24 protein-coding genes and 1 riboswitch are annotated in these 26,200 nt (G+C 65.3%); of the genes, 15 read left to right on the top strand and 9 right to left on the bottom strand.

Translation table 11 applies throughout. From position 1 onward, the window contains the following. Positions 1–50 precede the first annotated feature (50 nt). The 4 genes from ACX5I4_RS02575 to ACX5I4_RS02560 all read left to right on the top strand — a co-directional run bounded on the left by ACX5I4_RS02575 (position 51) and on the right by ACX5I4_RS02560 (position 4,107). Positions 51–767: an ABC transporter ATP-binding protein gene (locus tag ACX5I4_RS02575; RefSeq protein WP_461835265.1), complete on the top strand. Its 717-nt coding sequence runs from the start codon at positions 51–53 to the stop codon at positions 765–767. After that, positions 764–2,800, top strand: a complete 2,037-nt coding sequence (locus ACX5I4_RS02570; RefSeq protein WP_461835264.1) for a YhgE/Pip family protein — start codon at positions 764–766, stop codon at positions 2,798–2,800. Before ACX5I4_RS02575 ends, ACX5I4_RS02570 begins: the two co-directional genes overlap by 4 nt. Further along, positions 2,797–3,420 (top strand): TetR/AcrR family transcriptional regulator, encoded by a 624-nt coding sequence (locus tag ACX5I4_RS02565; protein WP_461835263.1) that lies wholly within the window; start codon positions 2,797–2,799, stop codon positions 3,418–3,420. Before ACX5I4_RS02570 ends, ACX5I4_RS02565 begins: the two co-directional genes overlap by 4 nt. A 63-nt stretch (positions 3,421–3,483) precedes the next feature. Beyond that, entirely contained in the window at positions 3,484–4,107 is a 624-nt protein-coding gene (locus tag ACX5I4_RS02560; protein ID WP_461835262.1) for a hypothetical protein, read from the top strand. On the opposite strand, the gene ACX5I4_RS02555 is transcribed toward ACX5I4_RS02560, so the two are convergent. Further along, a complete protein-coding gene (locus ACX5I4_RS02555) occupies positions 4,080–5,021 on the bottom strand; it encodes an EamA family transporter (RefSeq protein WP_461835261.1) in 942 nt (313 codons plus the stop codon). The genes ACX5I4_RS02560 and ACX5I4_RS02555 overlap by 28 nt on opposite strands. A 73-nt stretch (positions 5,022–5,094) precedes the next feature. Here ACX5I4_RS02555 and ACX5I4_RS02550 point away from each other — a divergent pair, with 73 nt between their 5' ends. Then, positions 5,095–6,051, top strand: coding sequence for a LysR family transcriptional regulator (locus tag ACX5I4_RS02550; RefSeq protein ID WP_461835260.1), 957 nt, complete (start codon positions 5,095–5,097; stop codon positions 6,049–6,051). 17 nt (positions 6,052–6,068) lie between these two features. On the opposite strand, the gene ACX5I4_RS02545 is transcribed toward ACX5I4_RS02550, so the two are convergent. The 3 genes from ACX5I4_RS02545 to ACX5I4_RS02535 form a co-directional block, all read right to left on the bottom strand. Then, positions 6,069–6,596, bottom strand: coding sequence for a SixA phosphatase family protein (locus tag ACX5I4_RS02545; protein WP_265979651.1), 528 nt, complete (start codon positions 6,594–6,596; stop codon positions 6,069–6,071). 210 nt (positions 6,597–6,806) lie between these two features. Then, positions 6,807–7,676 (bottom strand): winged helix-turn-helix domain-containing protein, encoded by an 870-nt coding sequence (locus ACX5I4_RS02540; protein WP_461835259.1) that lies wholly within the window; start codon positions 7,674–7,676, stop codon positions 6,807–6,809. 708 nt (positions 7,677–8,384) lie between these two features. After that, a complete protein-coding gene (locus ACX5I4_RS02535; RefSeq protein WP_461835258.1) occupies positions 8,385–9,212 on the bottom strand; it encodes a hypothetical protein in 828 nt (275 codons plus the stop codon). 260 nt (positions 9,213–9,472) lie between these two features. Here ACX5I4_RS02535 and ACX5I4_RS02530 point away from each other — a divergent pair, with 260 nt between their 5' ends. The 6 genes from ACX5I4_RS02530 (at position 9,473) to ACX5I4_RS02505 (ending at position 18,578) form a co-directional block, all read left to right on the top strand. Then, positions 9,473–10,213 carry a response regulator transcription factor gene (locus ACX5I4_RS02530; protein WP_395800968.1) on the top strand — a complete coding sequence of 247 codons (741 nt, stop codon included), beginning with the start codon at positions 9,473–9,475 and terminating at the stop codon, positions 10,211–10,213. A gap of 15 nt (positions 10,214–10,228) precedes the next feature. After that, positions 10,229–11,704, top strand: coding sequence for a sensor histidine kinase (locus tag ACX5I4_RS02525; protein WP_461835257.1), 1,476 nt, complete (start codon positions 10,229–10,231; stop codon positions 11,702–11,704). A gap of 164 nt (positions 11,705–11,868) precedes the next feature. Continuing rightward, positions 11,869–12,042, top strand: a riboswitch (cyclic di-AMP (ydaO/yuaA leader). Positions 12,043–12,044: 2 nt separating this feature from the next. Further along, positions 12,045–12,773 carry an aggregation-promoting factor C-terminal-like domain-containing protein gene (locus tag ACX5I4_RS02520; RefSeq protein WP_461835256.1) on the top strand — a complete coding sequence of 243 codons (729 nt, stop codon included), beginning with the start codon at positions 12,045–12,047 and terminating at the stop codon, positions 12,771–12,773. A gap of 133 nt (positions 12,774–12,906) precedes the next feature. Then, on the top strand, positions 12,907–14,355 hold the full coding sequence (locus ACX5I4_RS02515) for a bifunctional glycosyltransferase family 2/GtrA family protein (protein ID WP_461835255.1): 1,449 nt from the start codon (positions 12,907–12,909) through the stop codon (positions 14,353–14,355). Beyond that, the gene (locus tag ACX5I4_RS02510; RefSeq protein WP_461835254.1) at positions 14,352–16,436 is read left to right on the top strand and encodes a glycosyltransferase family 39 protein; all 2,085 of its coding nucleotides are present in this window, start codon (positions 14,352–14,354) and stop codon (positions 16,434–16,436) included. Before ACX5I4_RS02515 ends, ACX5I4_RS02510 begins: the two co-directional genes overlap by 4 nt. A 6-nt stretch (positions 16,437–16,442) precedes the next feature. Then, complete coding sequence (locus ACX5I4_RS02505) at positions 16,443–18,578, top strand: ArnT family glycosyltransferase (RefSeq protein ID WP_461835253.1); 2,136 nt, start codon at positions 16,443–16,445, stop codon at positions 18,576–18,578. Between the two features lie 20 nt (positions 18,579–18,598). Here ACX5I4_RS02505 and ACX5I4_RS02500 read toward each other — a convergent pair whose 3' ends face one another. The 3 genes from ACX5I4_RS02500 to ACX5I4_RS02490 form a co-directional block, all read right to left on the bottom strand. Further along, complete coding sequence (locus tag ACX5I4_RS02500) at positions 18,599–19,276, bottom strand: HAD-IA family hydrolase (protein WP_461835252.1); 678 nt, start codon at positions 19,274–19,276, stop codon at positions 18,599–18,601. 54 nt (positions 19,277–19,330) lie between these two features. Continuing rightward, a complete protein-coding gene (locus tag ACX5I4_RS02495; RefSeq protein WP_184740905.1) occupies positions 19,331–19,708 on the bottom strand; it encodes a VOC family protein in 378 nt (125 codons plus the stop codon). A 61-nt stretch (positions 19,709–19,769) separates the two neighbouring features. Continuing rightward, positions 19,770–21,251 (bottom strand): MFS transporter, encoded by a 1,482-nt coding sequence (locus tag ACX5I4_RS02490; RefSeq protein WP_461835251.1) that lies wholly within the window; start codon positions 21,249–21,251, stop codon positions 19,770–19,772. A gap of 100 nt (positions 21,252–21,351) precedes the next feature. Here ACX5I4_RS02490 and ACX5I4_RS02485 point away from each other — a divergent pair, with 100 nt between their 5' ends. After that, a complete protein-coding gene (locus ACX5I4_RS02485; protein ID WP_461835250.1) occupies positions 21,352–22,059 on the top strand; it encodes a TetR/AcrR family transcriptional regulator in 708 nt (235 codons plus the stop codon). A 91-nt stretch (positions 22,060–22,150) separates the two neighbouring features. Here the strand turns inward: ACX5I4_RS02485 and upp are convergent, their stop codons facing one another. Next, positions 22,151–22,786 carry a uracil phosphoribosyltransferase gene (gene upp, locus ACX5I4_RS02480; RefSeq protein WP_461835249.1) on the bottom strand — a complete coding sequence of 212 codons (636 nt, stop codon included), beginning with the start codon at positions 22,784–22,786 and terminating at the stop codon, positions 22,151–22,153. A 23-nt stretch (positions 22,787–22,809) separates the two neighbouring features. On the opposite strand from upp, the gene ACX5I4_RS02475 reads away from it, so the two are divergent. From ACX5I4_RS02475 to ACX5I4_RS02465, 3 genes are all read left to right on the top strand, one after another. After that, positions 22,810–23,319, top strand: coding sequence for a nucleoside deaminase (locus ACX5I4_RS02475; RefSeq protein ID WP_461835248.1), 510 nt, complete (start codon positions 22,810–22,812; stop codon positions 23,317–23,319). Positions 23,320–23,483: 164 nt separating this feature from the next. Further along, positions 23,484–24,290 (top strand): LacI family DNA-binding transcriptional regulator, encoded by an 807-nt coding sequence (locus ACX5I4_RS02470; RefSeq protein WP_461835247.1) that lies wholly within the window; start codon positions 23,484–23,486, stop codon positions 24,288–24,290. Next, positions 24,206–24,502 carry a substrate-binding domain-containing protein gene (locus ACX5I4_RS02465; protein WP_461835246.1) on the top strand — a complete coding sequence of 99 codons (297 nt, stop codon included), beginning with the start codon at positions 24,206–24,208 and terminating at the stop codon, positions 24,500–24,502. Before ACX5I4_RS02470 ends, ACX5I4_RS02465 begins: the two co-directional genes overlap by 85 nt. A 50-nt stretch (positions 24,503–24,552) precedes the next feature. Here ACX5I4_RS02465 and ACX5I4_RS02460 read toward each other — a convergent pair whose 3' ends face one another. Beyond that, on the bottom strand, positions 24,553–26,196 hold the full coding sequence (locus ACX5I4_RS02460) for an OPT/YSL family transporter (protein ID WP_461835245.1): 1,644 nt from the start codon (positions 26,194–26,196) through the stop codon (positions 24,553–24,555). Positions 26,197–26,200 lie beyond the last annotated feature (4 nt).

Here is a 26,200-nt window from a genome sequence, read left to right as displayed (position 1 = left end):
CAGTTCAGTTACGATTGGAGCAGATAACAGGTTCTGCGAAAGGTCCAATTGTGCTGTCCGTACAGCAACTCCAGATCGACGGCCGCCGGGACGATCTCCTGCCTCCCACGTCCCTCGAAGCCCGGCGCGGGGAGCTCGTCCTCGTCAATGGCGACGGCCAGGACCAGCGCACGGCTTTGGCTCTCGCGCTGAGCGGCCGGATGAAACCCAGCAATGGTGTCCTGAGCTGGGACAACTCAGCAAAGACCAAGAGAGTCCGGGCCGCGAGCGCCCTGATTGACTCCCCCGGCGTCAACGAACCCGAGCAGCACTTGAGCGTCCGCGACCTCGTCACCGAAGACCTCTCCCTCATCCCCCGCCGCTACCGTGGCGCCCTCCTCAGCAAGCCCTGGCTCAAGGTCAACCGCTTCGAGGACATCGCCGGGCTGTGGATTGAGCAGCTCCCTGCGGACCGGCGCCTCGAGCTCCTGACGGCCCTGGCCCTCGCGGACCCTGCCCTCGATCTCCTGGTGCTCGACTCCCCGGACCGACACAGCGCGAACCCTGCGGACTGGCTTCCGCGGCTTGAGCAGTTGGCGTACGACGCCGGGCGGCCGCTCGCCGTCGTCGCCGTCGTCTCTGCCCTCCCGGACAGCTGGGACGGCCCCGCCGCGGTGATCGGCAACTCGGTCACGCATACGGCACCTGCAGAACCCGCCGAACCGCTCGACAGCCTGCCGGAAGATCCCGAAGAAATACCCGAAACCCTGCAAAGGATCGCAAAGTGACTGTTCTGCGGCTGGCCCGGTCCGAACTCAAGCGCATGACCGGCGGGCTCCTGCCCAAGCTGACCATCCTCGCCCTGACCATGGTGCCCCTCCTCTACGGAGCCGTGTACCTGTACGCGAACTGGGATCCTTACGGCAACCTCAACCAGATCGACGCCGCACTCGTCGTCGAGGACGCGGGTGCCAAACCGGCCGACGGCCCCGAACTGCAGGCGGGCAAGAAGGTTGCTGACAGCCTCGTGGAGAGCCACGTCTTCAATTGGCAGCGGGTGGCCACCACGGCGGAAGCCGACGCTGGTGTTGAATCGGGGAAGTACGCCTTCGCCCTGAAGATCCCGAAGGACTTCTCAGCCAACCTGGTCTCCCCGGGCAGCTTCGACGCCGCCAACCAAGCGATGCTCAACGTCACCACCAACGATGCGAACAACTACCTCCTCAGCACCATCGTGGACAAACTCACCACTGCGGTGCACTCCACTGTCGCCAAGGAAGTAGGCGAGGAAACCGCCAACCAACTCCTCACAGGCTTCGGCACCATCCACGCTTCGATCGTCAAGGCGTCCGACGGCGCCTCCCAGCTGGCCGACGGCGTCGGGAAGCTCAGCGATGGCGCGGCAACCCTCCATGACGGCACCAGCAAGCTCAGCAGCGGTGCGTCCGAACTCCTGGCGGGCCAAAACAAGCTGCGCGACGGCGCGAATCAGCTGAACGACGGCGCGGGCCAGCTCAGCGCCGGTCTCACCGAACTGAAGAACAAGACCGCGTCCCTCCCGGCCGACTCCCAGAAGCTCGCCGACGGCGCCGCCCAAGTAGCCGCCGGAAACGCCCAGTTGAACGCAAAGGTCCAGGACGTCGTCGGGCAGCTTTCAGCGTTCGACGCCGGGGCGCGGGACCGCGTTGTAGCCTCAAACGCGCGGCTCGTATCCGCCGGTGTCATCACCCAGGACCAGGCCAACAAGATCCTGGCCGACTTCGACACCGCCGCCGCATCCACCCCCGTGACGGACGCCAAGGCCAAGATCTCGGCGGATGCCGCCCAGATCCAGCAACTCTCCAACGGATCGGCCGCGGTCAGCGCAGGCGCCGCCAAGATCGCGGGGGCCACGCCTGCCCTGACAGGCGCCATCGGCCAGGCTTCGGCCGGCGCGGACCGGCTCAGCTCGGGCGCTGCCGCCTTGGCGGCAGGCGAACAGTCTGCTGTGGACGGCACTGCGGCTCTCGCCGATGGTGCGGCAAAGCTCGACGACGGCGCGGCGCAACTTGCAAGCGGCGCCGCCACGGCCGCGGACGGATCGCGCACCCTGGCCAGCGAATTGGCCAAGGGCGCGGGCAAGGTCCCCAACCCGAACGACGCCCAAAAGAGCGAAGTGTCCAAGGTGATCGCGGACCCGGTCGCTGTCAACAACGTTTCCCAAGCCAAGGCGGGATCCTACGGCGCGGGCCTCGCCCCGTTCTTCCTGACGTTGTCCCTCTGGATCGGCGTGTTCATGCTGGTCCAGGCGATGCGTCCCATCACGCAGCGGGCCTTGGCGTCGAACGCTCCGTCGTGGAAAATCGCCGTCGGTGGCTGGCTCCCCTTCTTCGTGGTCTCCGTGCTGCAGGCCAGCATCCTCACCCTCGTGGTGGACCTGGGGCTGGGACTCAACGCGGCACACCCGGTGTGGATGTGGTTGTTCATGCTGGCCGCGGTCATGGCGTTCACGGCCCTCATCCAAGGCATCGTGGCTTTGCTGGGGACTCCTGGAAAGTTTGTGGTGTTGATCCTTCTGGTCCTGCAGTTGGTGTCTTCCGGCGGAACATTCCCGTGGCAAACCACCCCCATGCCGCTGCATGTGGTGCACGAGATCATGCCGATGGGCTATGTGGTGACCGGCATGCGGCACCTGATCTACGGTGGCGACTTGTCCATGATCTGGCCGATTGTCCTGGGGCTGCTTGGCTACACTGTGCTGGGAGCCGCGCTGTCCACGCTGGCCGTCGGTAAGCACAAGACATGGACCCTCAAGACCCTGAAGCCGGAGATCGCGGTATGAGCATGCAAGAGCCGGAGATTCCTGAAAAGAAGCTCCGCCCGGCCCGCACCAACGCCACCAAACAGCGGCTCTTCGACGCCTCCATGGAACTGATCGGCGAGCGCGGCGCAGCAGGCGTCACCGTGGACGAGATTGCGGCCGCGGCCGGGGTATCCAAGGGAACGGTCTACTACAACTTCGGGAGCAAAGCCGATCTGATCGCCCAGCTGCTGCGCCACGGCGTCGACATCATGCTCGGCCGGCTCCAGGCCATCGAAGGCTTGCACGCCGATCCGCTCGAAGCCATGGAAGCCATGCTCGGCCAAGCAATGGACTTCATGGACGACTACCCCTCCTTCGCGCGACTCTGGGTCAGCGAGAACTGGCGGACTCCCAGCGAGTGGGGCAAGCTCTTCGTCGAGCTCCGCAGCGAGCTGTTGGCCGTGATTGGCGCGGCCATCGAAAAGGTCGCCGCCACGTACACCGTGGATACCGGCATTGCCCGCGGCAGCCTCGAAGCGGCAATGTTCGGAGCGATCTTCGTGGTGGGCCTGGACCGGCAGACGTACAACCCGGAGCGCACCCGGGAGCAGAGCATAGCGGCCATCATGACCATCATGCGCGGCTACGTTCTGCGGTAACGGTATGGCAACTGCGGCGCCTTGCAGTCGTGGCTTGCCGGGCTGTCAGGGATGATTAGTCCCATGCGTCACATGGGGAACAGCGGAAAGCTTGCGATCATCTCTGCCGTGGTGTCCGCAGGCTTGCTGGTGCTGCTCGCCATCACCCTTGAAGAAACCGTGATGTACGCCTTCCTTGGGGTCTTGGCGATCGGCTACCTGGCGTCCGTCGCCGAAGTCTTCGCGCGGCGCCGGTACTTCATGCTGGTTCTCGGAACCATCTCGTCGATCCTGTTCATCGCGTTCGGAATCGCCTTCCTACGCATGTGGGGCCTCGCCTTCAACCAGGACGAGAATGCCCTGGGCAGCGCGGTGAGCACCAAGGACTCGGACATCTACTTCTACCTTGCCGCCGTAGCCGGCTGCGGTTCCCTGCTGGTCCTGTTCGTGGGGGCGGTGTGGCCATCCCGGGCGTCCGGCAGGAAACGCCCCACGACGGCATCCCGCCCGGTCGCCCGGCAAGCACCCCGCACGGCCCAGCGCCCTGCCTCAGCGCCCCGGCCCGCCCAAAGGCCGGCCGCTCGACCGGCTTCGGGGGCCGTGAAGCGCCCCGCTCCCCGGAAGCCGGCAACCCCTGCCAAGCGCCCGACGTCGGGATCCCCTCATCCGGGATCCGCCCCTCAGCGCAAGCCCGCACCCAAGCGCTGACGTACTTGGGGCGCCGCCAAATCCCCAGGCTTGGCGCGCTGCTGAAGCACCGCCGTCGCCACGCCGCCCAGCAGGAGCAGGCCGCCTGCGAGTTCCGCCGTCGTCGGGACCTCTGCGATGAGCAACCAGGCCGCGGTCATTCCGACCACCGGAACCAACAACGTGAACGGCACCACCGCCGAACTCGGGTACAGGCTGAGGAGCCGGTTCCAGATACCGTAGCCCACCAGCGAGGCGAAGACGGCGGTGTAGAGGGCGCTGAGGATGGTCGCCGGCTGAAGGTTCGTGAGGGTCCCGACGACGGCTTCCGGACCGTCCACGACCAGCGACAAGGCCGCGAGCGGCAACGGGACCACGGCCCCGGACCAGACCACGAGCCCTAGCCCCGAGGCCGCCTTGGCCTTGCGGGCGATGATGTTGCCGGCAGCCCAGGATAGTGCGGCGGCGAGCACAATCATGAGCGGAACCACGGGGGCCACCAAGCTTCGACCCACCGCCACCAGGGCAAGCCCGGCGACACCCAACACCACCCCTGTCAGTTGGCGTTTGCTGGGCCGCTCCCCGAGGAACCGCGCCGCCAACAGCACTGTCAGGAGCACTTGCGCCTGCAACACCAACGACGCGAGTCCGGCCGGCATGCCGAGGGCCATGCCCAGGTAGAGCAAGCCAAACTGCCCGGCGCTCATGAAGAGCCCGACGCCGATGATTGCCTTCCAGCTGACGTCCGGTTTGCGGACGAAGAAAATGCAGGGGAACACCACTAGTACGAAGCGGATGGCCACGAACAGCAGAGGCGGCACATCCGCCGCGCCTCCGCTCCCGTTACCTGGGTGGAGGCCGAAGTCGATCGCGACGAAATTCAGGCCCCAAAGGACGGCGACAAGGACGGCGAGTGCTGAGTGGCGGATATTCACGATTTCAACTCTGACAGCCAAAGGGATGAAGCACCAGCGTTGAATTCTGCATCAAATCATGTACGTTTGCTTCATGATTGAAATCGCGGCGCTACGGGCCCTCGTAGCAGTGGAACAGCAAGGCTCGGTGGTGGCCGCCTCGGAAGCCATGGGGTTCAGCCCCTCGGCGGTGTCCCAACAGATCAAGAAGCTCGAGAAGCAAAGCGGCGTGGCCGTCCTGGAGCGCCACGGCCGCGGCGTGCTTTTGACGGACCGGGGCATGGCGTTGGCCGAGTACGGTCGGCGCATCCTGGGCGAATTGGAAGAACTGCAGGCTACCCTGCTTGCCGACCCGGCGAAACCGAGCGGCGTGCTGCGGCTCGTGGCATTCTCCACGGCCTGCCGCGGGTTGGTGGGGCCGATGCTGGGGAAACTGGATGGGGCAGGCTCGGCAGCCGCCGGCGGGGCGGCCGGGGCTGCGGCCGGGACGAGTTCCGGGCTTGAAATCCGAGTGGTGGCCGAGGACCCACGGGAGGCGGTCCAGAGGGTCGCAACCGGGGAGGCCGATCTCGGCGTCGTGCACAACTGGCACTCGGTACCGTTGGTCATTCCGGAGAACATGGTCCACGAGAACCTCTGCCTGGACACCGCCGACGTCCTGCTGAACTCAGCGCACCCGCTGGCCGGGAGGACCGCCGTCGAGCCTTCCGACCTAGTGGACGAACGCTGGATCAGCACCCCGGCTGGCGCCATCTGCAATGAGGCGCTACTGGCGATCCTCGCGGGCCTGGGTCGGGTACCGGACATCCGCATCTTCGACCCCGACTTTTCCACGCATATCGCCATGGTCCAGCAGGGTGTTGCGGTAGCGCTGGTCCCCCGGCTTGGCCGGCCCGAGCTCCCCGCCGGAGTGGTCGCGATACCCGTGGCCAACCCGACGCAGCAACGCCAAGTGGGAATCGTGTACAGGAAGACCATGACGGCGAGCCCCAGCATCCGCCACGTTGTCCGCCTGCTGCAGGATGTTGCCGCCAAACTCGACGTGGAATAGCCGCGCCGGTCGCGAACTTACTTTGGGCGAGGAACAGCGAAGTGGGTCAGTCGGGCATCCTGCCCATCGAGTTCAGCCCAAGGCTTCTCCAGTTCCATCACTGTCATGGCACTGGTCGGATAGCGGGTAGCAGCGTCCATGTAGGCGTCGTGGTCCGAGTCGCGGGAAGCCAAATGCATGGCGAGGTCCTGCACACCGGGCATGTGCGAGAAGATCATGAGAGTCGTGACGGTTTCCGGTACATGGTTGATGACTGTCAACATGCGCTGCGCAGAGGCGGCATACAGGCCGTCCTCGAGTTTCGGCGTCGGTGCCTTGTCCCCCAGTTCGCTGCACACCCAAGTGCATGTCTGGCGAGTCCGCAGTGCGGACGAACACAGGATAAAGTCCGGAACCACATGGTGCTTCAGGAGCCACTTCCCGGCAAGGGGCGCTTCGCGGTGGCCACGCTCTGCAAGGGGCCGCTCATGATCCGGCACCCCGACAGGCCAGTCCGACTTCGCATGCCGCATGATCACCAGCCGCTTGATGTGATGCTCGCTCATCCCCCCACCCTATCGCCGCGGAGGCACATGCTCACTGGTCCTGGGCGCAGGAATGCGACCGGCCCTTTGGCGCGGGCGCTGTAGCGTGAGCGGGACATCCCGAAAGCGCCGTTGTTGCGTGAGGTACGAGCGCAGGCGCCGAGGGATCGTCCCGCGGAAGCGAAAGCGCCCGCTCCCTAGACAGGAGCGGGCGCTTTGAGCGCGTCGAGACTAGATCGAGTATTCCGGAGCGGCCCAGACGATGACCTCGGGGTGCTCGTAGAAGCGGTAGCCCTGGCCGCGCACGGTGCGGACGGTATTCGCGAGGCGGCCGAGCTTGGAGCGGAGGCGCCGGATGTGGACGTCGATGGTGCGCTCGTTGGGGACCTCTTCGGCATTGCGCCACAGGCCCTCAAGAAGTTCATCGCGGCCCACGGTGCGGGTGCCGTTTTCGACGAGGTAGTTGAGGAGCTCGAATTCCTTGAACGTGAGGTTCAGGGATTCGCCATCGAGGTGCACTTCGCGGCGGGCGAGGTCGATCAAGACGCCGGACGGGCGGGCTTCCTGTGGCGGCTGCGGGCGGAGCGCATCGGAACGCTGGCGGCTGCCAACGGTCGGGTCACCGAAAGTCGAGCGGACGACGTCGAGCGCGGAACCGGGCGCGGTGGCCGGGGCCACCGCGACGGCGGCATAGCTCTCAGCGCCGGACACGAGGGACTGTGCGTAGGCCCGGATTTCCTGGGCAAGCTTGGCGATGGACGTTCCGGCGGCCGCAGCGGTATCTTCGTCGATGCCCATGTAGAGCACGAACCCGCGGGCCACATTGTCGTTGGCAACGGGGCGGATGGAGCGGTCGGCTGGGGCCAGGACAGGCGTGGGTGCAGTCATCGGCGAGGCCTCGTTGGCGGGAACAGCGCGGAGCTGACCGTACGAGTTGGGGTTGTAGCCCTGGGGCACGTAACCGGGCGCCTGGCTGCCGCCCTGCGGCGCAGGCTGGGCGTAGGCCGGGCGGTTTCCAAAGCCGGGCCGCAGGCCGGCGTTCGACGCGGCCTTGTTGGCGTTACGGACGGAGATGTGGACGTATCCGGATGCAACTGACATGGATTGCTTACCTCAAAGTGAATAGCCGTCATCGCGGCTTCGAATGCTGGTCTGGTCCCCGCAATGAGATGGGGAGGGGCGCCCGACGCTGGGCAGGGGGCGAATGCCTGAAACTTTTAGGGGTCTTAAGTTAGGCATGCATTCGACAACAGCTCATCGAAAAACCAGCGGGTGCACTGGGTTCGATCGCTGCGGCTGCAGATGCTGTTGAGTTCTTGTTCACATTTGAAGTGTGCAACGTAACAAAGGGAACTTGCAAGTAACAAAGAGCCAAACCGTCCACATTTTGAGACGAATCACACTATTGTGCCGCATGTCACAATTCAAGCATGTCCAAATGTGACCCATTCTCGTTCGTCACAATGGCCATCTGGGGCGCAATATTCGAAGATAATTTGATGAAAGTGCCAATTTTTGAATCTTAAGTCACGTCATGCGCTTGCCTTTGAATCTCGAGATATGAAACAACTCTTGTCCAATCCCGAATCTGCGTCTCATGAAAATCTTTCGGCAAATCGTCTGCTAGGACCCTTGTGGATGGCCGGGCGGCGGCAGTTTGATGGCCGGGCCGGCACGGTTTGAAGGCCGGTTGGGACGCCGTCGTGACCCTCTTTGCCTTCGGAAAGCGCTTGAGACACGGCGAGTTGCGCCGTTCTGAGGCCAAAGCGCGGCAAAGAGGGTCACGACGGACACCTGAAGCACCCACCGCTAGTTGGTGGTGCCGGTCCCCTGGGTAGTGGTCGAGGTCGTGGCAGTCACGATCTGGATGGACTGCGCCGTGTATTTGTCAGATTCCTTGAGCGCGGTAACCCTCACGCTGGATCCGGATTTCACATCGGCAAGGGTCAGCGTGGTGCCGCCGGTTGTGCTTCCCCGTTGCCGCATACCCTGCTCCACTACAACGTCCGTTCCGAGGACATAGGTGCGGGTGAATCCATCCTCGCTCTTGACGGTCATGGAGCTCGCCGAGATGTCAGTGACCGTGCCCAGCTGGCCGGCCATGGTGACGTAGCTACCGTTTTGGAGAACCACGTACTCAGAATGGATGGCGGCGTTCAGGCCGCCCATGCCTACACCGAGGCCGCCCGGGCCGGCGTTCGTACCACCTGGGCCACCGAATCCGCCTTGGCCGTTCTGTCCAGCCTGTCCCCCGGCACCAGGCCCAAGCGCATTACTTGTATCGGCAGCAGTTCCATTTCCAGCGGCATATGCACCTGCGCCGGCCGCCGCAGCGACGACGACGGCGACGCCTCCGACAATGAGCCCCTTCTTCAGCGTCCAGTTCTTGAAGAACGACGGTCGGGGCTGCCCTGCGGTGTATTGCTGCGGCGCACCCCAACCAGCGGCGGGCTGACCGACGGCAGGCTGTCCGGGCTGCTGGTACGCCGACCCCGGCGCACCCCACCCAGCGGCGGGCTCCCCGGCCACCGGCTGCTCGGAATCTTCAAGGGGCCGGATCACCGGCTGCGGCTGCTCATTCCCCGGTACGGCCCCCGGCACGGACCCAGGTACGGAGGGGTTGTTTTGCTGATCCATGGTGTTCTCCATCGAAGTCGAGACTGTTTGGGTCGGTCGTTGTCCTTGTCCCAAACAGCGTCAGCCTCTTTGCTGTGTGCGGGCTGTGCCGAACTGCAGGCCTTCCTGTGACCTGCGGCAGTTGCGTCGGACAGTGCCAACAGACCCGCCGCAGCGCGCTGGGCGTACCGTGCCTTTGGACAGGTGGCTAGGCTGAGACTCACAGGGTGCTCACAGCATCGGCAAAGCACCGGCAAACCGGCAGATTGGAGAGTTGTCTCATGGCATCCTCGCACTCCATGACAAACAACCTTCCCCAGCTCAGCCACCCGGACGGTTCCCCCATCCGCGCCCTTGTGGTGGACGACGAACCCAGCCTCGCCGAGCTCATGAGCATGGGCCTCCGTATGGCGGGTTGGTCCGTAGCCGTTGCCGGCGACGGACCCACTGCGGTAAAGCTCGCCAAGGACTTCCGGCCCGATGTCCTGGTGCTGGATGTGATGCTGCCAGGGTTCGACGGCGTTGAGCTTCTGGGCAGGATCCGCGCCTTTGCGCCTGAGGTGCCCGCGCTCTTCCTCACCGCGAAGGACGACGTTCAAGACCGCATTGTCGGGTTGGCCGCCGGCGGGGACGACTACGTCACCAAGCCGTTCAGCATGGAGGAAGTCCTGCTGCGCCTGCACCGCCTGGTCCAGCGCTCGGGGGTGGCCGCGATGGACACGGCCGAGCTGGTAGTGGGTGACTTGACCTTGAACGTGGACACCCGCGAGGTCACCCGCGGGGGCGAAGACATCCAGCTCACGGCAACCCAATTCGAGCTCCTGCGCTACCTCATGGAGAATCCCAAGCGCGTGGTCAGCAAGGCCCAGATCCTGGACCGCGTGTGGGACTACGACTTTGGCGGGCAAGCCAACATCGTGGAGCTCTACATCTCGTACCTGCGCAAAAAGATCGAGGCCAACCACCCGCCCATGATCCACACTGTGCGCGGGGCCGGGTACGTCATCAAGCCTGCCGAATAGCCCGGGGCGCGCCGAATGTCCGCACTCTCGGGTATCCCCCGCCAGACCGACCATCAGTGGTTCAATCCTTCAACCTGGCACCTGCGCACACGCCTGATCCTTGTCTCCATGGCACTTCTCGTGGCCATCTGCGGAGCAGTGGGCGTGGTCAGCTACGCCTCCATGGACGTGTTCCTCACGAAACAGCTCGACCAGCAATTGATGCAGGCCTCCCATGGCCGCCCGCCCATAGGTGATCCGAATGGACGGCCAGATCCTTTGGATGCCCGCGGCCAGAGCATCGGCACCCTGAATGCACGCATTCTTGGCGGGCAAGTGAGCAGCGCTGGGTTCCTGTCCTCGGACGCGACCCGCACAAACTTGTCGCCCAGCGACGCGGGAATCCTCTTGGCGCTCCCCCACGATGGCCGCCCTGTTGATCGAACCCTGTCCAATGGTGGCTACCGGCTGGTAGCCACCGAAACCCCCTACGGCGATGTTGTCATCACGGGCCTGCCGCTCGCCTCGAAACAGGACACCGAAGCCTCGCTCGTGTGGACCATGGTGTTCGTGTCCTTGGGCGGCCTGGTGCTGATTGGACTCGCCGGGACCGTGCTGATCCGCCGCACCATGCGTCCCCTGGAGCAACTCTCCGACGTCGCCACGAAAGTATCGAAACTTCCGCTCGACGCCGGCGAGGTGGCCCTCGCGGTGCGCGTCCCGGCGTCGGCTGCCCATCCCGGCACGGAGGTGGGCAGCGTCGGTCATGCTTTGAACCTCATGCTGGACAATGTCTCCAGCGCGTTGGAGGCAAGGCAGCAGAGCGAAACCAAGGTGCGCCAGTTCGTGGCCGATGCCTCGCACGAGCTGCGGACGCCACTGACGGCCATCCGCGGCTACACCGAGCTGTTGCGCATGACGGAGTCGTTCACCGAGGACGGCCGCAAGTCGCTGGGCCGGGTTCAGAGCCAGTCCGAACGTATGACCACCCTCGTGGAGGACCTCCTTCTCTTGGCGCGGCTGGACGAAGGCAAGGCACCCGAGTTCACCGACGTGGACCTCACGCAGTTGGTGATCGAGACCGTCAGCGACGAGAAAGTCATGGCCCCGGAGCACATCTGGCAGCTCAGGCTCCCGGATGAACCCCTGACGGTCCGCGGCGACACCACGCAGCTCCACCAGGTCTTGGCCAATCTGCTCTCCAATGCCCGCAAGCACACGGAGGCGGGAACCACCGTGGTCACGGGAGTCATGCGCTCGGCCGATGGCAGCGCCGTGGTCACCGTGACCGACAACGGGCCCGGCATTCCGCCTGAATTCCAAGGCAGGATCTTCTCCCGCTTTGCCCGTGCCGACGCAGCCCGTTCCGGTTCCGAGGGCACGTCCGGGCTCGGCTTGTCGATTGTTGAGTCCATTGTCCAGGCCCATGGAGGCACTGTTGAAGTGGCCTCGCGTCCCGGCCGGACGGAGTTTGCGGTGCGGCTTCCGGCGCTCTGGACTGCCACGGCCTGAGGGCCCGCCCAGAAGATCACGACGCCGGAGCGCGGCGAGCGCAAGTCGGCGCACCGGCGTCGTGATCTCCGTTACCTAAATGTGACTTAAGCGGCATCCTCCTGTACCGTCGAATGGGTGCGCAGGATTGTTCCGGCCACCGCCGGGTAGGCGCCGAGCTCTGCCACTCCCCGGTGCCCAACACTCCAGGCAGAGACGGGGGACCCAGGTCTCCGGGCAAGCGCTCATGTTGAGCCAGCCCTAGGGGTGAAGCCGTACCGCCACGATTCTCAGTGGCCACGGCCGGATGACCTCATCCGAATCCGACAGCTAACTCCGCAGGCGTTGAGAGGCAATCACCATGTCTGATTCCAAGAATCAGTCGCGCCCTGTTGCGCGCCACCGCGGCGAACCTGCCCGGAAAAACAAGTCACGTTCCACCCTGAGGCGAGCCGCCGCAAACCTCGGCCCCAGCCAGCGCATGGCCGTTTTTGCCGGCGTTGTTGCTGTGTTCCTCGGGGCAGGCGCAGCCACCCAGGCCGCCGGACAAGCCATCAGTGCCCAAGAGTTGAGCCGCACGTCCGAATCGCGCACGGTTGCAGAGCATAGCGCCGCCCCGTCCGCCACCGCCACGCCGTCAGCGAGCGCAAGCGCCAAGCCGAGCGCCGCTCCGACGCAGGCACCCGCTCCCGCTCCGGCCGCCGTCGCGCCCCAGGCTGCCGCACCTGCCGCTCCCGTGGCACCCCCCGCTCCCGCAGCCCCGGCTGCGCCAGTCGCCGTCGATGACCCCGCCGGCGCCCAGGCCTACGCTGCAAGCATGCTTTCCTCCTACGGGTGGGGCCAGGGCGAAATGTCCTCCTTGATCACCTTGTGGAACAAGGAATCCGATTGGCGGACCACTGCCACGAACGCCTCGAGCGGCGCTTACGGCATTGTGCAGTCGCTGCCGGGCGAAAAAATGGCCTCCGAAGGCGCCGATTGGCAGACCAACTACCAGACCCAGATCCGCTGGGGCCTGAACTACATCAAGGAACGCTACGGCTCACCGTCTGCGGCTTGGGCCTTCCACTTGGCGCACAACTGGTACTGAACCCACAAAGTTCGTAGAGGTCCGTCCCTTCGGGGGCGGACCTCTACGGCGTTAACCAGGCCTCTCCCACATGCACAGCCACGTCACAGGTTGCGCCTAAAGCACTCATAATCGGCGGCGGCACTCTGAATACATGACGCTCATCGAATCCACCACAGGAACCCTGAAGGACCCCGCGGTGGTGCCGCCGGGCCCCCCGATTCAACCCAAAACCCCCGTTCAACGCAGCCCCGCCGTTCAATACAGCTCAGTGCGGCGCGCCCCCGTGGACATCCACACCACCGTCCCCGTCCTCGATGTCACGATCCCCGTCTTCAACGAGGAACGCGACCTCGAGGAGTGCCTGCGCAGGCTTCATGGCCATTTGCGCGACTCTTTCCCCCACGGCTTCCGCATCACCGTTGCCGACAACGCCAGCACGGACAGCACCTTGAAAATCGCCGAACGCGTGGCCAGGGAACTGCCGGAGCTTGTGGTGGTCCATCTTGACGAGAAGGGACGCGGCAACGCCCTGCGAAAGGTGTGGCTTGCATCGCCGTCGCCGGTTCTGGCCTACATGGACGTGGATCTGTCCACGGATCTCGCCGCATTGGCGCCCCTTTTGGCACCCCTGATCTCCGGCCATTCGGACCTCGCCATCGGCACACGGTTGACGCGCAACTCCCGGGTTGTCCGCGGCCCCAAGCGGGAATTCATCTCGCGCAGCTACAACCTGATGCTGCACTCGTTGATGGGCGCCCGCTTCAGTGATGCCCAGTGCGGCTTCAAAGCGATCCGGGCCGACGTTGCCCAGCAGATCCTCCCGCACACCACGGACAACTCCTGGTTCTTCGACACGGAACTTTTGGTCCTCGCGGAACGCTGCGGCCTCAGGGTCCACGAAGTGCCCGTGGACTGGATCGACGATCCGAATTCCAGCGTCGACGTGGTGCGCACCGCCCTGGCCGACATCCGCGGCATGGCCCGGCTCACGCGGGACCTCGTCTCGGGGCGCATCCCCATCCCGGAACTGCGCGCAGCCCTTGCCCGCGGCCCGCTCCCGGCGTCGTCCCGTACCGCAGAACAGAGCCCGCGCAGCAGCCTCTTCGGGCAGCTGGTCCGGTTCGCCGCGATCGGCGCTGCGTCGACCCTCGCCTATGTGCTCATCTTCTTGTTCTGCCGCGGATTCATGGACCCGCAGCTAGCCAACTTCCTGGCCCTGCTCATCACGGCCATCGCCAACACCGGCGCCAACCGGCGCTTCACCTTCGGCATCCAGGGCGGCAACCCCGTCAGGCACCACTTCGAGGGATTGATCGTCTTCGGCATTGGCCTCGCGCTCACTTCCGGGGCGCTCGCCTTGGTACACAGTACGACGACGCCGGACCGCTGGGGCGAGCTCCTCACCGTGGTCGGGGCAAACCTCGCCGCCACCGCGGTCCGCTTCCTGTTGTTCCGCCTGTGGGTCTTCCGGCAGCCCGGAGCGCGGTCGGCACTGCCGGTCCCATCGGCGCCGGTTCCGTCGACCCAACCGGCCCAGCCGGAGCCAGTGATCGAATCAACCTCACCAGACAGCCCGCTCACAGAAACGGCAGCATCATGACCTCCACGATCTCTCACGCAGGCACTGAGTCTGCCGCCGGAACCGACAGTTCTGGCTCTGACGACGCAGCCCACGGCCGTCGCTCGACCGAGCCATCAACTCCTGGCGCAATTCCCCGCTGGAGCCGTTTCGTCTTTGGCCTGCAGGCCCGCTGGGTACGGCCGTCCGCCGCCGGGCTCCTCGTAGCCACCGCGTTCCTGTACCTCTGGAACCTCGCGGCCACCGGCTACGGAAACTCCTTCTACGCTGCAGCCATCCAGGCCGGCACTAAGGACTGGACGGCATTGCTGTTCGGTTCGCTCGACGCCGGCAATGCCATCACCGTGGACAAGCCGCCCGCCGCGTCGTGGATCCCGGCCTTGGTGGGCCGGATCTTCGGCTTCTCGCCCTTGAGCATGCTGGTTCCCGAGGCACTGATGGGTGTGGCCGCCGTCGGCTTCCTCTATTTGACGGTCAAGCGGGTCTCCGGACCAGGCGCTGGCTTGTTGGCGGGTGGTGCTTTGGCATTGACCCCGGTGGCGGCGCTCATGTTCCGCTTCAACAACCCCGACGCCATGCTGACCCTGTGCCTGGTGCTGGCGGCGTACTTCACCACCCGCGCTATCGAACGGGCAGGCTGGAAGTGGCTCGCCGCGGCCGGAGCAGTGGTGGGCCTCGCGTTCCTGAGCAAAATGTTGCAGGGCTTTCTGATTGTTCCGGGCCTGGGACTCGCGTACCTCTGGGCCGCGCCCACCACGTTGCGGCGGAGGCTGCTGCACCTGCTCGGCGCCTTGGCCGGTATCGGGGTGGTGGCGGGCAGCTACATCGCTCTCTTCCAACTGACTCCTGCGTCGGCACGGCCATACATGGCAGGGTCGACAACCAACAGCTTCCTCGAGCTGACGTTCGGCTACAACGGGCTGTCCCGCATTACGGGCTCGGGCGAAGGAATGCCCGGCGGCGGAGGTGGCGCGGCCGGTGCTCCAGCGGGTGGTCTCGGCGGCTTCGGTGGCGGTGGCGGGAACGCCGGCTTCGGTGGAGCCGCGGGCATCACCCGTATGTTCGGCTCGAGCTTCGGCGCTGAAGTCTCCTGGCTTCTGCCCGCGGCCTTGATCTTGCTGGGTGCCGGCCTGTGGTTCACCCGCCGGGAAGCGCGTGCCTCGCGTACCCGGGCCTCGCTGATCCTGTGGGGTGGCTGGCTCCTGGTTACCGCGGGAGTCTTCAGTTTCATGAGCGGCATTGTGCACCCGTACTACGCGGTAGCGCTCGCACCGGCAATCGCCGCATTAGTGGGCATCGGCAGCGTGGAACTGTGGCGAGGCCGCGGGTACTGGCCCGCCAGGACCATCCTGGCCGCGGTGGTCCTCGGTAGTTCCGTCTGGTCCGCGGTTCTTCTAGGCCGCGATGCCTCATGGCTCCCCTGGCTGCGGATTGCGATCGTCGTCCTGGGTGTCATGGCCGCCGCGGCAATCCTGCTTCGCCTCGACTCAGTGCGCTTTGCCGGTCAAAATACGGCGGGCCGGTTCCGCAGCACGGCGGCGGCGGCCGTCGTCGCCGTTTCCCTCCTGGCCGGCGGCCTCGGCACGGCGGCGTGGACGCTCGCGACGGCGGCTACCGCGCACTCCGGTTCCATCCCGACGTCGGGCCCCAGCAGCTCCGCTATGGGCGGTTTCGGAAACCGGGCCGGGTTCGGGGGCCGGGATGTGGGCACAGGAGATGCGACAGGCGCTCCGACCCAGGCAGCAGGTGGTCCGGGTGGCGAGGCCACGGCCGACGCCGGACTGACCGCGCTGCTGACGTCCACCACTACCAAATGGTCGGCGATCGTCTCTGGCGCTACCCAGGCCGCCAGCCTTGAGCTCGCCACGAACACCAACGTGATCGCACTCGGCGGCTGGAACGGCGGCGACCCCTACCCCACACTGGCAGAGTTCCAGGACATGGTGGCTAAGGGACAGATCGGCTACTTCATCGCAGGTGGAGGCATGGGCGGCGGCGGATTCGGCGGCCGGGGCGGAAACTCCGAGGTTGCCGCTTGGGTCCAGGCGAACTTCCAAGCCCAGATTGTGGGCAACTCCACCGTCTACAAGCTGACGAAGTAGCCTCCGATGACCATTTCATACTCGACAGATACTGGTTCGAAGCCGGACGCCGGTCCCACGTCAGGGCAAGCTGCACCGCCAGTGCCGCTGGTCTCGCGACCCCGCTTGGTACTTCTGCCGCGGCCACCGGCGCCGCAGGTCCGGGATGGCCGGGCCCAAACTGGCCCAAGCCGCCAAGCCCGGCGCCACCGCGTGGAGCTCGCCATAGTGCTCGTCGCAACGGCGGTCCTGTACCTCTGGGGCCTTGGCGCCTCCGGTTGGGCCAACCCCTTCTATTCCGCGGCAGCCCAAGCCGGTTCGCAGGATTGGGCTGCCTGGTTCTTCGGATCTTCCGATGCCGCCAACTCCATCACCGTGGACAAACCGCCGGCATCGCTCTGGATCATGGGCCTCTCGGTGCGGATCTTCGGGCTGAACTCCTGGAGCATCCTGGTTCCCGAGGCACTCATGGGCGTCGCCACGGCGTGGCTGCTCTACTTGGCAGTACGGCGAACCGCCGTTCCGGCCACGGGCGATCCTCGGCTCGCCCACCGGGCGGGGCTGTTGGCCGCCGTCGTCATGGCCATCACGCCTGTGGCCACCCTCATGTTCCGCTTCAACAATCCGGACGCCCTGTTGGTGCTCCTCATGACGGCTGCCGGCTACGCCACGCTGCGGTCCATACAGGACAACAAGCTGCGCTGGCTCCTGCTGGCCGGGGTGTTCCTGGGCTTCGGCTTCCTCACCAAACAACTCCAGGTGCTGCTGGTGGTTCCTGGATTTGCCATGGCGTATGTGGTCGCGGCGCAAGGCGGAGTGGGCCGTCGCCTGCTTCGATTGCGCCGTCTCCTTCATCTTCTTGCGGCGGGCGCAGCCATGGTGGTCTCCGCTGGTTGGTGGCTCGCCGTCGTCGAACTCATTCCGGCGAACATGCGGCCTTACATCGGCGGCTCCCAGAACAACTCCATCCTGGAACTGACGCTCGGCTACAACGGCCTGGGCAGGCTCAGTGGCCAGGAGACCGGCAGCGTTGGCGGCGGCAACGGTTGGGGCGTTCCCGGCCTGTTCCGGATGTTCAACACCGAGTTCGGCGGCCAGATCGCGTGGTTGCTGCCCTCCGTGCTGATCCTCGGGGTGGGGCTGTTGTGGCTGGGTCGACGCGCCCCGCGCACGGATGCCGTCCGCGCTTCGGTGATCGCGTGGGGCGGATGGGTGCTCGTCACCGGTCTGGTCTTCAGCTTCATGGCCGGCATCATCCATCCTTACTACGCAGTAGCGCTGGCTCCGGGCATCGCCGGGCTAGCCGGCCTGGGCGGGGTGCTTTTGTGGCAGCGTCGCGGTCAGCTCGTCGCCGCGGTACTGCTTGCCGCAGCCGTCTCCGCGGCAGGATTCATGGCCTTCGATCTCCTCGGAACCACCACGGCGTACGGCCCATTCCTGCGCTGGCTGGTGCTGTTGGGCGCCTTGGCAGCCGCGGCCGGACTGCTGCTCGCGGGACGCCTCACCTCCCGCATCGTCCAGCGCACGACGGCGGCGCTCGCCCTCTTGGCGTCGCTCACCGGGCCGTTAGCCTACTCAATCTCAACCGCGGCCGTGACGCACAGCGGTGCGATCGTCAGTGCGGGTCCTTCGACTGGATTCGGGGGCGGCGGCTTCGGCGCAGGTGGCTTCGGCGGCCGGGGCGGTTTCGGGCAAACCGGCGCTGGCCAGGCCGGCGCTGGTCAAAATACCGCCCAAAACACTCCGCCGCAAACTATCCAGCAGGGCACGCAGGGCGGCTTTGGCGGGAACCGGCAGGGCGGCATGGGCGGCCTGCTTGGCGCCACCACGCCGTCGTCGGAGTTGGTGGCCGCGCTCAAAACGGGCGCGTCGAGCTACACCTGGGCGGCCGCCGTCGTGGGTTCCAACAACGCGGCCGGCTACCAGCTGGCTACCGGCTTGCCCGTCATGGCGGTGGGCGGATTCAACGGAACGGACCCGTCCCCCACACTCGAGCAGTTCGAGCAACTCGTGGCACAGCGCAAGATCCACTACTTCATCGCCGGCGGCACCATGCAGGCGGATAGTGGATCGGCCGCTCCGGCCCAGATCGGGCAATGGGTGGCTGCGAACTTCCAGGCGCAAAGCATCGGCGGAACCACGGTGTACGCGCTGGCCGGCTGAGTGGCCTGGCTTCGAGGTGGCTAGAAGCGCAGTTCGATAACCCGGCGACCCGAATCGTCCAGAGTGGCTGTGGCAGTGACGGCGGAGTAATCCGCGATCTGCCACAGCCCATCTGCCACTTGGCCGCCGGCGTCGCCCACTACGACGGTCCTCATTCCGGCGGCGAGTGCGGCAGCGATGCCAGCCGGAGCGTCTTCGAAAACGACGACGTCGGCCGGCTCGGCACCGAGCAGCGCAGCCGCCGTCAGGTAACCTTCCGGGTCCGGCTTGCCGCGCGTCACGGCCTCGGAAGTCACGGTGGTCGCCGGCATACCGAGTCCGGCTGCCTGCATGCGCACCCCGGCGAGGATCCGATCAGCCGACGTGACCATGGCGACGGCGTCGGAAGGCAAGGACTGCAGGAGTTCCGCGGCTCCGGGCAATGCCACGATCCCGTCAGTCCGCGTCCGCTCCATCTCACCGAGTTCCTCAGCGAGCGCGTCGATGTCAGCTCCGGCCGGGGCGAAGCGGCGCACCGTGTCCTTGGCTTGCACCCCGTGCGACGTCCTCAGGATCTCCTCGATGTCCAGCCCATAGCGGCCGGCGAATTCGCTCCACACCTGTTCCACGATCGCGGTGGAATCCACCAAGGTACCGTCCATATCGAAGAGGACAGCCCGAACGGTCAGGGTTTTCACGGATTCAACAGGCAGGTTCATGCATCCATCCTGCCTGCGCGACCCGGCCGAAGACTAACTTTTACGGCGTGAGTCCTAGCCGTTGGGCCTGCTGGGGATGTACTGAACGGCCCATTTGTTGCCGTCCGGATCGGCGAAGTACACAAAGTGGCCCCAATCCTGGATGTCGATGTCGCTGACCTCCACCCCGTTGGCCTTCAGTTGGCTGTGCGCCTCCTGGATGTCGCCCACCACCATCTGCAAGCTGGGGGCGGTGCCGGGAGGGGCGTCGTTGAGGCCCTCGCCAATGCAGATGGAGCAGGCCGAGCCCGGCGGGGTCAGTTGGACGAAGCGGATGCCGTCCATGGGCCGCTCGTCGTAGTCGGCGTTGAAGCCCACTTTGTTGACGTAGAAATCCTTGGCGCGGTCCACATCGGACACAGGGACAAACACAAGTTCAAGTTTCCAGTCCATGCGCCAAAGGCTATCGGCGGAGCTGGAAAACCGGTAGGGGCGGAGCACAACGCGGGGTCACTTACGGCCCATGTTGCTGCTCGAATTGGGCCGTAAGTGACCCCGCGTTGACGAGTTCGACGGCGGCGCCTCCCCAGGTGCCCACGCCGGCTTCTGTTTGAGCCGCCAGGCTGCGGGCGCGGGCGCGGGACGGAAGGAGCCACGCCACCAAGGTGGCAAGGACCAGCACGGACGCGCCAACATAGATGGCGGGAATTGCTGCATCCACGTAGCCCGTGGGGGTGAGTTTGCCGCCAGCTCCGGTGAAGACTGCCGTCAGAACGGCGACACCGAGGGCTACACCGATCTCCCGGAGCGTGGAGTTGGTGCCGCTCGCTTTCGCGTGGTCCTCGCCGCGCATGTTGGCGAGTACCGACGTCGACATCGGGGCGAAGACCAGGCCCATACCGATTCCCGCCGCAATGAAGCCGGGCACCAAAGTTTCGTACGCGACGCTCGCGGAAAGGACTCCAGCCAGCCAGAACATCCCCGCCGTGAGCAAGACCAGGCCCGTGATCATCAAGGTCCTGGTGCCGAGGCGCGGTGCCAATAGGCCTGCGAGCGGTGCCACAAACATGGGCGCCAAGGTCCAGGGCGTAGTCATGACACCGGCCGCGAGGGGTCCGTGGCCCTGCACCACCTGCAGGAACTGGATGAGGATGAAGACAGACCCGAAGATTCCGAAGCTGAAGGTCAGGCCGATCAGGTTGGCCACGGTGAAGCTGCGGTCACGGAAGAGCCTGAGCGGAAGCAACGGCGCGGCAACACGGGATTCCCACAGTACAAAGGCAAGCAACAGGATCCCACCACCGATCAAGGCGCCGAGCACCTCGGCACTGGACCAGCCGGCGTCGTTACCGCGGACAATGCCAAACACGAGCGCCAGGAGACCCAGCCCGGAGAGAAGCAAGCCCACGACGTCGGCGCGGACGCGTGCGCCGAAGCTGTTCGGAAGCGCGAAGAGCGCCAGCGGAATCGACAGGATGCCGATGGGCACGTTGAGCCAGAAGATCGCTTCCCAGCTCCAGCCTTCCACGACCGCGCCGCCGATCAGCGGTCCCAGGGCCACACCCAAGCCGGACACTCCGCCCCAGATGCCAATGGCGAGCGGGCGCAGCTTGTCGCTGACCGAGCCCACCAGCAGGGTGAGCGATAGCGGCATGAGCGCCGCGGAGCCCACGCCTTGGACTGCGCGCGCAGCGATGAGCTGCGCCGGGTCCGTGCTAAGGGCGGCTGCGGCGGAAGCCAGGGTGAAGATGGCAAGGCCGGCGATGAACACGTGTCGGCGGCCGAAGCGGTCCCCCAGGCCGACGGCCAGCAACATGAATGCCGCGAAGCTCAGGGAGTAGGCGTTGACGATCCACTGCAGTTCCTCAACGCTCGCGCCGAGGGCCTTGTGCATCACGGGCAGTGCGTTGGTGACCACAAGGTTGTCCAGCGTGGCCATGAAGACGGGAAGGGAGGCCGCCACAATGGCCAGCCAAACGGGAATGGTGCGTTTCATGATGACTCCACGGGGTGGCTGAGAGTGCCGTTTTCGGATTGTTGTAATCGAATGATTACTAAAAAGGCAAAGTTAGTTATCGACTGATAACATGTCAAGTGTGGCGAAGAAAACAGTGGGCACAGGCGCCCCCGAAACAGGCTCAAGCAGCCAGGCAACTGCCGAACGCATACCAGCGGCGCAGCGGCGCGAACTGATCCTGGAAGCTGCCACCGGTGTCTTTGCCGAGCGCGGATACGCCGGGTCCACTACGGACCAAGTGGCCAAGGCCGCAGGGATCAGCCAGCCATACGTGGTGCGGATGTTCGGCACCAAGGAAACCCTCTTCCTGGAGGCGCTAGATCGCGCGCAAGGCAAGTTGCTGCGGGCGTTCCGCGAAGTCATCACGGCCTACGACGCCGGAGAACTCACCGAAGAACTGCAGCACCTGGATCCCGCCGCGGGGAGCGGTCGGCCGGAGCAACTCAAGCAGCTCATGGCCATCGCCTACGCGGATCTGGTGGAGGACCGCGGGATCCTCATGATGCTGATGCAGGCTTTCGTAGCAGGTCACGAGCCCGCCATCGGGGCACGGGCCAGGGAAGGATTCCTGGATATCTACCGCCTTATCCGGGATGAAGCCGGCCTGCTTCCTGAGACCGCGCGCGATTTCCTTGCACAGGGCATGCTGATGAACACCCTGATCGGCATCCGCCTGCCGGAGATCTATGAACAGGACTCGACGGCCGAGGAGTTGCTTGAGTGCACCCTGCGGTCCAAGCTGCCCATGGTGCTCAAGGCAAGCAAGGCGCAGCGCCGGGCGGGCTGAGGGTACATATGCCGAGACCGCAGGTGCGGGCCGCGGGCTACGTTCCGGAACGCAGCCCGCGGCCCGCACCCACGAATTCGCGGACCCCGACTTAGCCAGCCACGCCGTACAGGCGGTCTCCGGCGTCGCCCAGGCCCGGAACGATGTAGGCCTTCTCATTAAGCTTCTCGTCGATCGAGGCGAGAACGATCTTCACGTTGGCGTCGGCAAGTTCTTCCTCCAGCTTGGCCAGGCCTTCCGGGGCGGCCAGCAGGCAGATGCACGTGACGTCCGAAGCACCACGCTTGAAGAGGAACTTGATGGCCTCGCGCAGGGTGCCGCCGGTGGCAAGCATCGGGTCCAGCACGAAGATCTGGCGGCCCGTGAGGTCCTCGGGGAGGCGCTCGGCGTAGGTGATGATGTCGAGGGTTTCTTCGTCGCGGGCCATGCCCAGGAAGCCCACTTCGGCAGTGGGGACCAGCTTGGTCATGCCCTCGAGCATGCCGAGGCCTGCGCGCAGGATGGGGACCACCAGCGGCGTCGGCTTGGTGAAGGCCGTGCCGGTGGTCTTGGTGACCGGGGTTTCGATCTCCACGGTCTCGGTGCGGACCTCGCGCGTGGCTTCGTAGGCCAGGAGGGTCACGAGTTCTTCGGTGAGTTGCCGGAAGACCGGTGAAGGAGTGTTCTTATCCCGCAGAACGGTGAGCTTGTGAGCGACCAGCGGGTGGTCCACGACGAGTGTGCGCATGAGTCCAAAACTATCATTGAGGCATGAGCACCAACGAGCCTTATCACGCAGAGCACGTGGCCTGGATGGGCCTTGCATTGGACGAGGCCCGGCTGGCACTGGATACGGACGATGTGCCGATCGGCGCGGTGGTTCTTGGGCCCGACGGCGGTGTGCTGGGTGCCGGACGAAACGAACGGGAAGCGCACGGCGATCCAACGGCGCACGCCGAAATCGTCGCGATCCGCGAGGCGGCCGCCGCCCTGCAGCGCCACGCCCTTGAACTCGGCGAAGGTGGCGATGGTTGGCGACTCGAGGACTGCACCCTTGTGGTGACGCTGGAGCCGTGCGCAATGTGTGCTGGAGCCATCGTGTTGGCCCGGATTCCGCGGGTGGTCTTCGGCGCGTGGGACGAGAAGGCCGGTGCCGCCGGATCCGTGTTCGACATCCTGCGGGAGCGCCGCCTTAACCACTGGGTGGAGGTCTACGCCGGCGTGCGCGAGGACGAATGCTCGGCTTTGCTCCGCGATTTCTTTGCAGCCCACCGGAAATAACCGCTGTTCAAGCCGCGTCCCTGGGGGTGAAGAAGAGGGTCAACCGACCACCATCTCCGGGGCAGTCCCGATTCGCGGCTGGAGTAGGCTCGGCTAAGTAGACTGTCTACTTAGAGGAGCTAAGGGGATCGGTGGCATTATCTGCAGATAGGCGCACCACGGCGATGCGTGACGTGGCAATCGCTGCCGGCGTCTCGGCACAGACGGTATCGCGTGTACTCGGGGGCCGTCCCAACGTTCAGGAATCGACCCGCGCGAAGGTGCTCGACGCCGTAAAGCAGTTGGGCTACCACAGAACCAATACTGCGCGCGCACTCGTGACTGGCCGCTCCATGACTGTGGGCGTCCTGACACTTGCCTCAGGCTTCTACTCACGAGCCGCGCTTGTACTGGGGATCGAACGAGCAGCCCGGCAGTCGGGCTACACCGTCAACGCGACCACAACAGAGTCCCTTGACGCCTCGGCCGTCAGCGAGTCCCTCCAGCAGCTCATCCAGCAAGGCGTCGATGGAATCATCATCGCCGTGCCCCTACTAGACGCAGATGACTCTCTCGAAGCACTGACAAGGGTGGTTCCGACGCTGACGCTAGACGGGGCGCGTACGTCGTCGGCCGACGTCGTGGCAGTCAATCAAACCATGGCAGTTCGGTTGGCAACGAAGCATCTTCTGGATCTTGGCCACCGCACCGTCTGGCATGTCGCAGGCCCCATGGAATGGAATGACGCGGCAACCCGTGTCGCCGGATGGCGGGCCACACTTCAGGAAGCTGGCCGTGAGATCCCCCCGAGCTTCACGGCGACTGGTCCCCTGAATCCGGCTACCAATGCGGTCTCAAGCTTGGCAGCATGGCAGAAGTTACAGCCATATTGGTTGCGAGCGACGAAATGGCCTTCGGCGTCATGCGTGCGCTCGCCGAGCTTGGTCGCCGGGTGCCTGAAGACATCTCCGTTGTCGGAATCGATGACATAGAGCTGGCCGCTTACGCCACGCCTCCTCTGACCACCGTAAGCCAGTCCTTTGAAGCCACGGGCAGTCGCGCCTTCCAGCATCTGCTGCGTCAAATGACGGACCCTGGCACGGCGCAATTACCTGAGGTCGTTACACCGAAGCTGATCATTCGCGGTACGACGGCTCCTCCACGCAAGGACGGCTGCGAACCATGTCCGCAGCCGCCTCGTTGACCTTGCAGGCAGTGTCCCCGCAGTGACTGCGGGGACAGATCGTGGGCGGGTTAGCCCTTGAAGATCTGGCCTACGGAGTAGACGGAGTCGCCGGCGATCAAGCCTGCGCCGATGAGGGAGACTTCGGTTTCTCCGTTGTGCGGCCGGTATTTCGTCCAGATGAAGCGGAAGAGCAGGGCAGCGAGGACGAGCCAGCCGGCGTTGGGGGTTCCGATGAGCAGCCCGGTTGCGAGCAGGACACCCATTTGGCGTTTGGCGCCGCCGATGATCTGGATGATGGCTCCGGGGATGGCCCAGAGGATGAGGTTGCGGATGACGTCGGGGTTTGTCAGTCCGGCTTTGATGGTGTCCGCGTAGACCATGGCGGCGGGCGGGAGGTGTCCGGCGGTGAAGTACGTGTTCCAGAGCAGGGCGACGAGGCCGATGGCGACGGTGAAGCCGATCATGGCGGAGAGCAGTTGTTGCCGGCGGCCCTCGATTTCGAAGGCCGTGTAGGGCCGGTTTTCCCGGCGGAGGATCCAGCCTGCTTTGAGGTCGTAGCCCATGTCGGCGAATGCCGGGCCGGTGGCGGCGCAGTATCCGACAAGGAGGGCCAGCGGCACGGCGGGGATCTGGAGCAGCAGGCCGGCGACGAGGAAGATCAGCGTCACCGCGAAGGCGGGGAACCAGCCGGCGTGCATGGCGGCGAGGCCGACGATGAGCTCGTGGACGATCGCGGCGACGGCGGCGAAGAGGATCCAGGCGATCACGGCGGGTACGGACATCTGGGTCCAGATGCCGCCGAGGGTGGCCAGGATCAGCGCGCCGGCGACGTAGAGGACGTAGCCGGAGGTGAAGGTGCGGCGCAGCTTACTGGCGCTGACGGTGGTGGCGAGGGAGGGGTCTTCCGGTGCCGTGGCGCGGACCTGGGCCAGGATCTGGTCTTTCTGCCGGTCTTTGGCGGATTTCTTGTCCAGGAGGATGCGGACTGCCTGGACCAGGGCGACGATTCCGGCGCCGATCATGACTCCGTGCGGGACGTACATCGAGGAGAGGGTGAAGTGCAGGATCGCGGGAGCGTATTGGCTTACCAGGAGTCCAGCGGCGAACATTCCCAGGGCCCAGACGTTGCCGATGAGCGCCACTCCGGCCGCGGACATCGGCAGTCCGAAGAAGGAAGCCCCGACGCCGATGGCACCTCCGGCGGCCATGAGGAGCGCCCGTTTACCTCCCTTGTCGCCGGCGAGGATGGTTTCGGCGGCGGCCACGCCCGGGGGCCATGCTGCGTCGGCGGGGAGGAATTTTGACCCGAAGCTTTTGTACAGGATCCAGGCGTCTATGAGCAGGCCCATTGACGCACCGACCAACATGGGACCGACCAGGTCGGTACGGCCGAACGCGAAGGGGACAGCGATGGGAGTGAGCAGTGAATTTGCGGCGGCAAAGGTTGCGCCGGAGATGGCGCTTTGCGCGAGGTTTTGCCGGTTGATGTCGCGCATCTTGGAAAGTCCGAAGAAGGAGACCCGGCCGATGATCATGGCGATGAGCGCGCCGATGACGGAGGTGTTGGCGGAGATGCCGATGGTGGTGATCATGTGCAGGCCGATGATGGCGCCCAGGATGCTCAGGAGAACGGTGACCACCAGGGTCACGGGCTCAAAGGCTCTGGGGTGGCGTGCTTTTGTGTCGTCTTTGACATTGAGAGGCTGTGCCATGGAG

Source organism: Arthrobacter sp. MMS24-S77, assembly GCF_054888235.1.
Note: the sequence above shows the minus strand (reverse complement) of the source record. Positions and strands in the feature narration are given on the sequence as shown.

Excerpts from the sequence above, each read along its gene's own strand:
- ACX5I4_RS02525 (WP_461835257.1), top strand. The coding sequence starts at position 10,229 with ATGTCCGCACTCTCGGGTATCCCCCGCCAGACCGACCATCAGTGGTTC.
- ACX5I4_RS02500 (WP_461835252.1), bottom strand. The coding sequence starts at position 19,276 with ATGAACCTGCCTGTTGAATCCGTGAAAACCCTGACCGTTCGGGCTGTC.
- ACX5I4_RS02475 (WP_461835248.1), top strand. The coding sequence starts at position 22,810 with ATGAGCACCAACGAGCCTTATCACGCAGAGCACGTGGCCTGGATGGGC.
- ACX5I4_RS02545 (WP_265979651.1), bottom strand. The coding sequence starts at position 6,596 with ATGAGCGAGCATCACATCAAGCGGCTGGTGATCATGCGGCATGCGAAG.
- ACX5I4_RS02515 (WP_461835255.1), top strand. The coding sequence starts at position 12,907 with ATGACGCTCATCGAATCCACCACAGGAACCCTGAAGGACCCCGCGGTG.
- ACX5I4_RS02560 (WP_461835262.1), top strand. The coding sequence starts at position 3,484 with ATGCGTCACATGGGGAACAGCGGAAAGCTTGCGATCATCTCTGCCGTG.
- ACX5I4_RS02530 (WP_395800968.1), top strand. The coding sequence starts at position 9,473 with ATGGCATCCTCGCACTCCATGACAAACAACCTTCCCCAGCTCAGCCAC.
- ACX5I4_RS02535 (WP_461835258.1), bottom strand. The coding sequence starts at position 9,212 with ATGGATCAGCAAAACAACCCCTCCGTACCTGGGTCCGTGCCGGGGGCC.
- ACX5I4_RS02540 (WP_461835259.1), bottom strand. The coding sequence starts at position 7,676 with ATGTCAGTTGCATCCGGATACGTCCACATCTCCGTCCGTAACGCCAAC.
- ACX5I4_RS02565 (WP_461835263.1), top strand. The coding sequence starts at position 2,797 with ATGAGCATGCAAGAGCCGGAGATTCCTGAAAAGAAGCTCCGCCCGGCC.
- ACX5I4_RS02490 (WP_461835251.1), bottom strand. The coding sequence starts at position 21,251 with ATGAAACGCACCATTCCCGTTTGGCTGGCCATTGTGGCGGCCTCCCTT.
- ACX5I4_RS02505 (WP_461835253.1), top strand. The coding sequence starts at position 16,443 with ATGACCATTTCATACTCGACAGATACTGGTTCGAAGCCGGACGCCGGT.
- ACX5I4_RS02465 (WP_461835246.1), top strand. The coding sequence starts at position 24,206 with ATGGCCTTCGGCGTCATGCGTGCGCTCGCCGAGCTTGGTCGCCGGGTG.
- ACX5I4_RS02495 (WP_184740905.1), bottom strand. The coding sequence starts at position 19,708 with ATGGACTGGAAACTTGAACTTGTGTTTGTCCCTGTGTCCGATGTGGAC.
- ACX5I4_RS02510 (WP_461835254.1), top strand. The coding sequence starts at position 14,352 with ATGACCTCCACGATCTCTCACGCAGGCACTGAGTCTGCCGCCGGAACC.
- ACX5I4_RS02520 (WP_461835256.1), top strand. The coding sequence starts at position 12,045 with ATGTCTGATTCCAAGAATCAGTCGCGCCCTGTTGCGCGCCACCGCGGC.
- ACX5I4_RS02550 (WP_461835260.1), top strand. The coding sequence starts at position 5,095 with ATGATTGAAATCGCGGCGCTACGGGCCCTCGTAGCAGTGGAACAGCAA.
- upp (WP_461835249.1), bottom strand. The coding sequence starts at position 22,786 with ATGCGCACACTCGTCGTGGACCACCCGCTGGTCGCTCACAAGCTCACC.
- ACX5I4_RS02460 (WP_461835245.1), bottom strand. The coding sequence starts at position 26,196 with ATGGCACAGCCTCTCAATGTCAAAGACGACACAAAAGCACGCCACCCC.
- ACX5I4_RS02470 (WP_461835247.1), top strand. The coding sequence starts at position 23,484 with ATGCGTGACGTGGCAATCGCTGCCGGCGTCTCGGCACAGACGGTATCG.